7 protein-coding genes are annotated in these 5,891 nt (G+C 50.1%); 1 reads left to right on the plus strand and 6 read right to left on the minus strand.

The genetic code is table 11. The features are described 5' to 3' along the window. Positions 1-56 precede the first annotated feature (56 nt). The 6 genes from guaA to HMPREF3050_RS04375 all read right to left on the minus strand — a co-directional run bounded on the left by guaA (position 57) and on the right by HMPREF3050_RS04375 (position 4,644). On the minus strand, positions 57-1,622 hold the full coding sequence (guaA, locus tag HMPREF3050_RS04350; protein WP_070773661.1) for a glutamine-hydrolyzing GMP synthase: 1,566 nt from the start codon (positions 1,620-1,622) through the stop codon (positions 57-59). A gap of 125 nt (positions 1,623-1,747) precedes the next feature. Next, entirely contained in the window at positions 1,748-2,086 is a 339-nt protein-coding gene (locus HMPREF3050_RS04355) for a hypothetical protein (RefSeq protein WP_003760104.1), read from the minus strand. A gap of 178 nt (positions 2,087-2,264) precedes the next feature. Then, positions 2,265-2,714, minus strand: coding sequence for an SsrA-binding protein SmpB (smpB, locus tag HMPREF3050_RS04360; protein ID WP_269208434.1), 450 nt, complete (start codon positions 2,712-2,714; stop codon positions 2,265-2,267). 267 nt (positions 2,715-2,981) lie between these two features. After that, positions 2,982-3,518 (minus strand): LURP-one-related family protein, encoded by a 537-nt coding sequence (locus tag HMPREF3050_RS04365; RefSeq protein ID WP_246830218.1) that lies wholly within the window; start codon positions 3,516-3,518, stop codon positions 2,982-2,984. 158 nt (positions 3,519-3,676) lie between these two features. Beyond that, a complete protein-coding gene (locus HMPREF3050_RS04370; RefSeq protein WP_070773663.1) occupies positions 3,677-4,162 on the minus strand; it encodes a DUF4189 domain-containing protein in 486 nt (161 codons plus the stop codon). 125 nt (positions 4,163-4,287) lie between these two features. Then, entirely contained in the window at positions 4,288-4,644 is a 357-nt protein-coding gene (locus HMPREF3050_RS04375; protein WP_070773665.1) for a winged helix-turn-helix transcriptional regulator, read from the minus strand. 268 nt (positions 4,645-4,912) lie between these two features. On the opposite strand from HMPREF3050_RS04375, the gene HMPREF3050_RS04380 reads away from it, so the two are divergent. Next, positions 4,913-5,785 carry a pirin family protein gene (locus HMPREF3050_RS04380; protein WP_070773667.1) on the plus strand — a complete coding sequence of 291 codons (873 nt, stop codon included), beginning with the start codon at positions 4,913-4,915 and terminating at the stop codon, positions 5,783-5,785. Positions 5,786-5,891: the final 106 nt, after the last annotated feature.

A 5,891-nucleotide genomic window follows, 5' to 3' on the forward strand; every position in this document is an offset into this window, starting at 1 on the left:
AAAAGGTCGTCTGAAACCATTTCAGACGACCTTTTTATGCGTTTATATCTTTACTTTTATTCCCACTCAATCGTGGCAGGCGGTTTGCCGCTTACATCGTAAACCACGCGGTTGATGCCTTTGACTTCGTTGATGATGCGGTTGGACACGCGGCCGAGCAGCGAGTACGGCAGTTCTGCCCAGTGTGCGGTCATGAAGTCGCTGGTGATGACTGCGCGCAACGCGACGACGTAGTCGTAAGTGCGTCCGTCGCCCATTACGCCGACGGATTTTACGGGCAGGAACACGGCGAAGGCTTGGCTGGTCAAGTCGTACCAAGATGTGCCGTTTTCGTCGGTGGTGTTGCGCAATTCTTGGATGAAAATGTCGTCCGCTTGACGCAGCAAGTCGGCGTATTCTTTTTTCACTTCGCCCAAGATGCGCACGCCCAAACCGGGGCCGGGGAACGGATGGCGGTACACCATTTCACGCGGCAAGCCCAAAGCGACGCCCAGTTCGCGCACTTCGTCTTTGAACAAGTCGCGCAACGGCTCAAGCAGCTTGAGTTTCATGTTTTCGGGCAGGCCGCCGACGTTGTGGTGCGACTTGATGGCGTGGGCTTTTTTGGTTTTTGCGCCTGCGGATTCGATTACGTCGGGGTAAATCGTGCCTTGCGCCAGCCATTTGGCGTTGGTAAGCTTTTTCTCTTCGGCATCAAATACTTCGATAAATTCCGCGCCGATGACTTTGCGTTTTTTCTCGGGATCGGTAACGCCGGCGAGTTTCGCCATGAATTGCTCTTCGGCATCGACATGAATCACTTTCACGCCCAAGTTGCGGGCGAACATATCCATCACCATTTTGCCTTCGTTCAGGCGCAAGAGGCCGTGATCGACGAACACACAAGTCAGTTGGTCGCCGATGGCGCGGTGAATCAGCGCGGCGGCTACGGAAGAGTCCACGCCGCCAGAAAGACCTAAAATCACTTCGTCGCTGCCGACTTGTTCACGGATTTTGGCAACGGCTTCTTCGATGTAGTTCGGCATCGTCCAGCTGGGTTGCGCGCCGCAGATGTCCAAGACAAAGCGGTTCAACAGGGCGCGGCCTTGTTTGGTGTGGGTCACTTCGGGGTGGAATTGGATGCCGTAGAATTGTTTTTCGACGTTTTCCATCATGGCAATCGGGCATGACGGGGTATCGCCGATCACGGCAAAGCCGTTGGGCAGCTTGGACACTTTATCGCCGTGGCTCATCCATACGTCCAGCGTGTTCGGCGCGTCGTCGTAAATATCGCGGGTCAGTTCGCTGTCGATGGTTTTGACTTGCGCGTAACCGAATTCGCGCTGGTTGCCGGGCTGAACTTCGCCGCCCAAGTGGTGCGCCATAAACTGCATTCCGTAGCAGATACCCAAAACCGGAATACCCAAATCGAAGATGCCGGTATCGGCTTGATAGTCGGATTCGTAAACGGAATTGGGGCCGCCGGAGAGGATGATGCCTTTCGGATTGAAGGCTTTGATTTCGTCCAAAGGCATATCGAAAGAATGCAACTCACAATAAACATGGGCTTCGCGCACGCGGCGGGCGATAAGCTGGGTAACTTGCGAACCGAAGTCGAGGATGAGGATTTTATCTTGGGTCATGGCGGAAACTTTGCAGAGTGATAGGGAACGGTCTGACTGTTTCAAAACGGGATTCCGATAACAAAACAGGTCGTCTGAAAACGGCGGATTATACCATTTTCAGACGACCTTTGCAGGGAGGGGGCTTAGTTATCCTGCTGTTTATGCTGCTTATAAGGCACCATATCGCTGCGCGAAAGCAGCAGCAGGCAGCCCAGTACCATCATTCCCAAAGCAACCAGCGGCGAATATCCGAGCCAGTATTGATTGTGCAGATATACCGCCGCGCCGATATACACCAGCAGCGGGCCTGAAACAATAGACTGCTTGTTGACACCGTCCATCACCAAAACCGCAATCCCCGCCAGCACCATACCGGCGGACACGATGGTCGAAGTTGCGGGCAGGATGTCCGTCGTTTTCAAAAACCAAACGGCACCGAAGATAATCAAAAACAGCGGCAGGAAAAGCGAAGAGCGGGACATGGCGTTACTCCGTAAAATTTCAGACGACCCTGATTATTGGGTCGCAGGGGGCGTCTGAAAAGCCTGAAGAAAGCAATCTTGGGTATGTTTTTGCAAACATAGGGCTTGATGTGTAAAAAGCAGATACAAGTTTGCGGCAACATCGGCGTCATGCGTTCCATTCAAGCTGCTATCAGCCTCAGCGCACATTTTTCATCAAACGTTGTTTTTCGCGTTTCCAGTCGGCTTCTTTCAGGCTTTGGCGTTTGTCGTGTTGTTTTTTACCCTTCGCCAAACCGATTTCCATTTTGATTTTGCCGCGTGTGAAGTGCAGGTTCAACGGGACGATGGTGTAACCCGCGCGCTCGGTTTTGCCGATGAGCTTGTTGATTTCGGATTGCTTGAGCAAAAGCTTGCGCGGACGGACGGGGTCGGGTTTGACGTGCGTCGAGGCAGTCGGCAGCGCGGTAATATGGCAGCCGACCAGATAAAAAGCGTCTTTTTTCCAGTAGATATAGCTTTCTTTCAACTGCACCCGCCCGGCGCGGATGGCTTTGACTTCCCAACCTTCCAATACCAGGCCGGCTTCGAGTTGGTCTTCGATAAAGAAGTCGTGAAAGGCTTTTTTATTATTGGCAATACTCATTATTTTGATTCTTCTATACTTTTCAGACGAGCTATTTTATCAGCGCGTCCTAGAAATGAAAATGTTTGAATGTGAATGGATGCGATAAACCTTGTGCAGCCCTGTCCTCAAAATCAAATGTCCGACATTTCATCCGCAAGCCTGCCTGAATACCATTTGGCTTTATCCTTTATTTCTCTCCATCAACAAAAACAACATCACCGAATTCAATATCAAGATATCGTCGTTCAAACTCGCTTGGGCTTCTTTGTGCAGGCTGAATTTCCCTTCTCATAACGCCCTCAATTTCTTCAAGCGGTACACCAAAGTCCCGTCGGGTCGGGTAATCAAATAAGTAGGGTTGAAAAAAAGACCCGTCAGCGAACCCAGATAAGGAATCTGCCCTGCCATTTTGTCCAATACTGCCACCCACGGATTTTTTTCACGGATATGGAAAAGCAGCTGATCTTCCGCATCCGTCACCTGATAGCTGGTGCGCCAAAGCGACCCGACGCCATCATGCACCACTTTCCCCAAAACCTTGCCGGAGGCATCTTGGATGATATAGGTCGCACCAAAATCAATAATCTGTTCCGAATGAATGGTGAATACGGGCGCATCCTGATTGCGATTAGGGAAAACATTAATCCACTCTTTGAGTTTAAACATTTTCTGCCGCGTATAAGCAATTTCGTTCCCCGCCTCGTCTTTGACAAAGAAATCATTAGCAATGGATAAAAGTTTGAAGTTGAAATAAAGCGGAAAGCGCAGACTTTTGTTTTCATGCGAAGCGCTCATGCTTTCATACATTTTTATATAATCAATCATCAGATTTTTCCTTGCCGTTTTATAGTGGATTAACTTTAATCCAGTACGGCGTTACCTCGCCTTGTCCTGATTTAAAGTTAATCCACTATACATAGAAGATGAATTGAAAGGTCGTCTGAAAGCCGTTATGCGGTTTTCAGACGACCTTTTTACACCGTTTATTGCGATTTCAAGCGGTTTAACAACGTTTTGACCGTACCGCCGTAATACGCGTTTGAAGTACAGTACACCGTTTCCAAGCCACATTGACCTTGCGAGCCGTATTTCTTGATGCACTGATTCAGTGCGACCTGATGCACACTCTTAAAGCGTGGCGAAGTAATCACAACCGCATTGTTTGTCGTCAGCTTGCCTTCCGATTTCGGGTATGCGACGGCGATGCAGGTGTTATGAAGCGGAACAACGGATTTACAGCCTGTCGCCTCACCGTTTTGAACGCCGGAAAGCGTGTCCTGCCCGCGGCAAAACGCTTCAAGCTCCGCATTTGCCTCGATTTGCGACATATTTTCCTTAGTCGTTTTAATCAGCAGCGCATCATTGCCGTCTTGCGGGTTCTGCCACATGGCGAGATAACCATAAGTATCCGCTGCATTTGCGCCTGCTGACAAAATGGTGGCGATAAGTGCCGTTACAATTTTTTTCATTATTGATTCCAAATGCTTATGTCGTTATGTTTGACTGTCATTATTATAAAGCAAAGCCCGTTGCGAATATATGCCCGCATCACTTTTCGTTTTAAAGACCTGATCAAGAGGTCGTCTGAAACGGCTTATTCCTGCGGCTGCTTTCTGTGTTTTGCACATTCTGCGGCATATTGCTCACCCCAGCGGTGCATCGCCTCGATGACGGGCATCAATGTCCGTCCGAACGCGGTCAGCGAATACTCCACTTTCGGCGGCACCTGCGGATACACTTCGCGATGGACAATACCGTCGTGCTCCAACTCGCGCAATTGTAACGTCAACATCCGCTGGGTAACGCCCGCCAATAGATGCTGCAACTCGTTAAATCGTCGGATTTCTCCGTATAAATAATATAAAATCAACACCTTCCACTTGCCGCCGATAATATCCAAAGTATTAACGACCGGACAGCAGGCGCCGTGTGTCGGTTCTGTTTCCGCCATTATTGACCTCCGAATGACAGTATAAAAATTGTGCGTACTTGCGAATAAGTTTGTACCCCATATAATACATGCAACAAAGTATGGCAACCACGACATTATTAATTTCATTATATAGTGGATTAAATTTAAATCAGGACAAGGCGGAAGCCGCAGATACAGTACAGATAGTACGGCAAGGCGAGGCAACGCCGTGCTGATTTAAAGTTAATCCACTACACAAAGGTCGTCTGAAAAGGTTTCAGACGACCCCACAAGAAGGAACCTCATCATGCGCAACGTCAAACAAATCTACCGTGCAACCAGCCAACACTGGGTCGGCGACGGATTCCTCGTCCAACCACTGTTCTCCCACATGGGCGACGACCGCGGCACCAACCCTTTCCTGATGCTCGACTATGCCGCACCCTATGAATTCCCCCCCAACGAAGCCCGCAGCCCGCGCGGTGTCGGGCAACACCCGCACAAAGGCTTTGAAACCGTTACCATCGCCTACCACGGCGAAGTGGCACACCGCGACTCCAGCGGCGGAGGCGGCATCATTTACGAAGGCGACGTGCAATGGATGACCGCAGGTTCGGGCATCATCCATGAAGAATTCCACTCCGAAAACTTCAGCAAACAAGGCGGACTGTTTGAAATGGTCCAACTTTGGGTTAACCTGCCCGCCAAAGACAAAAACACGCCGCCGCGCTATCAGCATCTCGCCAAAGCCGGTATCCCCGTGGTTGAATTCCCTGACGAAGCAGGCCGCCTGCGGCTGATTGCCGGAGAATACAAAGGCGTAAAAGGCGCAGCCGACACCTTCACCGAAATGAACGTCTGGGACATCGTTTTGAATGACGGTAAAAAAGCCGTATTGGAAATACCTGAAACCCACAACCTGTCCATGGTCGTCCTGCGGGGCAACGTTACCCTAAACGGCAAAGAGCAAGCAGGCGCAGGACAATTGGTCGGTTTTGAGAAAAGCGGCGGCAACGTACACATAGAAGCCGGCAGCGAAGAAGTCAAAATCCTTTTGCTCTCCGGCGTCCCAATTGACGAACCTGTCGTCGGCTATGGCCCGTTTGTGATGAACACCGCCGAAGAAATCCGCCAAGCCATCAGCGATTTCAAAAGCGGCAAATTTGGAAGCATCGATTGAGCCTCTGCGCCGAAACAAAATAGGCTGTATCCACAGGCAGACTTCTTGTGCTGAAACGGAGATTACGCGTTTCATTATAGTGGATTAAATTTAAATCAGGACAAGG

The sequence above is a fragment of the Neisseria sp. HMSC065D04 genome, from assembly GCF_001815675.1.
Lineage (GTDB): Bacteria > Pseudomonadota > Gammaproteobacteria > Burkholderiales > Neisseriaceae > Neisseria.

Excerpts from the sequence above, each read along its gene's own strand:
- HMPREF3050_RS04365 (WP_246830218.1), bottom strand. The coding sequence starts at position 3,518 with ATGATTGATTATATAAAAATGTATGAAAGCATGAGCGCTTCGCATGAA.
- guaA (WP_070773661.1), bottom strand. The coding sequence starts at position 1,622 with ATGACCCAAGATAAAATCCTCATCCTCGACTTCGGTTCGCAAGTTACC.
- HMPREF3050_RS04375 (WP_070773665.1), bottom strand. The coding sequence starts at position 4,644 with ATGGCGGAAACAGAACCGACACACGGCGCCTGCTGTCCGGTCGTTAAT.
- HMPREF3050_RS04370 (WP_070773663.1), bottom strand. The coding sequence starts at position 4,162 with ATGAAAAAAATTGTAACGGCACTTATCGCCACCATTTTGTCAGCAGGC.
- HMPREF3050_RS04380 (WP_070773667.1), top strand. The coding sequence starts at position 4,913 with ATGCGCAACGTCAAACAAATCTACCGTGCAACCAGCCAACACTGGGTC.
- HMPREF3050_RS04355 (WP_003760104.1), bottom strand. The coding sequence starts at position 2,086 with ATGTCCCGCTCTTCGCTTTTCCTGCCGCTGTTTTTGATTATCTTCGGT.